General features: G+C 64.2%; 2 protein-coding genes. Both read left to right on the top strand.

Annotated features, from left to right (window positions below; translation table 11 throughout):
* The first annotated feature begins 244 nt into the window (after positions 1 to 244).
* The gene (rnk, locus tag ABE493_RS19365) at positions 245 to 670 is read left to right on the top strand and encodes a nucleoside diphosphate kinase regulator (RefSeq protein ID WP_346501028.1); all 426 of its coding nucleotides are present in this window, start codon (positions 245 to 247) and stop codon (positions 668 to 670) included.
* Between the two features lie 34 nt (positions 671 to 704).
* Complete coding sequence (locus ABE493_RS19360; RefSeq protein ID WP_346501026.1) at positions 705 to 1,670, top strand: transaldolase; 966 nt, start codon at positions 705 to 707, stop codon at positions 1,668 to 1,670.
* Positions 1,671 to 1,870 lie beyond the last annotated feature (200 nt).

Here is a 1,870-nt window from a genome sequence, read left to right as displayed (position 1 = left end):
GCGCGCAAGGGAGGGAGCCAAGCCTTGCCCCCTCCCTTGCGCGCAGCGCAGGGGAGGGTTGGGGAGGGGGCAGTTTTTGCCCCAAAAGCTGAACATCCCCCTCCCCCACATTGCATCCGAGCCCCACCGGCCCCATGATCTTCACAGGGCCGCCTACGGCCCGTTTCACCAGCACAATAGAAATCCGGGCGGCGCCGACAAAGCGTCGCCTTTTGCTTGCTCTTCATACAGATAAGGAATTCCCATGACCAGCCACAGCGGTCTGCCGCCATCCATCATTGTTTCCACCCGCGACATGGCCCGTCTTGAGGCCCTGCTTGACTCCCCGGCGCTGAGCCGGCACCCGGCCGCTGTTGCCCTTGCGCAGGAACTTGAGCGCGCACAGGTGCTGCCGCCGGAAGAAATCCCCGAAGGCATCGTCACCATGCACTCCCGTGTGGACTGCGAAGACGAGCTGCACAACGAAAAGCATTCCCTGACTCTGGTCTATCCGCACGAAGCGGATTTCGACAAGGGCCGCGTATCGATCCTGGCACCGGTTGGCAGTGCCCTGCTGGGCTTGTCGGTTGGCCAGACCATCGACTGGACCGCTCCCGGCGGCCGCCAGCTGCGCCTGCGCGTTACCGCCGTCCACTATCAGCCCGAAGCGGCTGGTGATTTCCACCGCTGAGCGCACTGCGCCGCCCCTGCAACAGGAAACCATGATGTCCCAGGCCCCCTCCAAGCTCGCCCAGCTGCGCGAACTGTCCGTCGTCGTCGCCGATACCGGCGATTACGACGCCATCAAGCGCCTGCGCCCGGTCGACTGCACCACCAACCCGACGCTGGTGAAGAAAGCCCTCGACCTGCCGGTCTACGCCGGCCTGATCGAGCGCGAGCTGCAGTGGGGCCGGGCCCAGTCCGGTGACAAACAAGCCATCGCCAATGCCGTGGTCGATCGTTTGACTGTTGGCGTCGGCACGATGCTGGCCGAGCTGGTACCGGGCCGTGTTTCCACTGAAGTGGATGCCGACCAGGCGCACAACACCGAGGCGACGATTGCCAAGGCGCGCGAGTTCATCGCCATGTACGAAGCGGCCGGCGTGCCGCGCGACAAGGTGCTGATCAAGATCGCCGCCACCTGGGCCGGCGTGGAAGCCGCCCGCGTGCTGCAGGCCGAAGGCATCGACTGCAACCTGACGCTGATCTTCAACCCGACCCAGGCCTTGGCCTGCTCGGAAGCCGGTGCGTTCCTGATTTCGCCATTTGTTGGCCGGATTCTGGATTGGTACGTGGCCAACGGCCAGACCCCGGCCAACATCGACGAAGACCCGGGCGTGGTGTTCGTGCGCGGTGTGTTTGCCGAGTTCAAGCGCCGTGGTTCCAGCACGGTGGTGATGGGCGCCTCGTTCCGTTCGACTGCGCAGATTGAAGCGCTGGCCGGCTGTGACCGTCTGACGATTTCGCCGGACCTGCTGGAGAAGCTGGACGCAGATTTTGGCGAGCTGCCGCGCAAGCTGGTGGCTGGTGCTGCTGAGGCTTCGAATTTCGCTGCGATCGACGAAGCGAAGTTCGATGCGGATATGGCGGCTGATCCGATGGCTACCGAGAAGCTGGCTACCGGTATTGAGGCGTTTGCCAAGGATCTGCAGACCTTGCGTCAGCGGATTGCGGATGAGCTTGCAAACTGACAGTTCAAACAGGGCCTGACTACTCCCTTCTCCCTCCGGGAGAAGGTGCCCCGAAGGGGCGGATGAGGGTAAGTGCAAAGCCCGGCGACATCAGGCCGCAAGAGGCTTCGCCGCTTACCCTCTCCCCAACCCCTCTCCCGGGGGGAGAGGGGCTTTAAAAGACCCCCAGCGCCAGCCCGGCTGCGAACAGCCCGCCCAGC

This window comes from Stenotrophomonas terrae (assembly GCF_039674165.1).
GTDB lineage: Bacteria > Pseudomonadota > Gammaproteobacteria > Xanthomonadales > Xanthomonadaceae > Stenotrophomonas > Stenotrophomonas terrae_A.
The sequence above is the reverse complement of the archived record's forward strand: the minus strand, read 5'-3'. Positions and strand labels throughout refer to the sequence as shown.

What these genes read in the sequence shown, in the direction of transcription:
- ABE493_RS19360 (WP_346501026.1), top strand. Translation starts at nt 705, where the DNA reads ATGTCCCAGGCCCCCTCCAAGCTCGCCCAGCTGCGCGAACTGTCCGTC.
- rnk (WP_346501028.1), top strand. Translation starts at nt 245, where the DNA reads ATGACCAGCCACAGCGGTCTGCCGCCATCCATCATTGTTTCCACCCGC.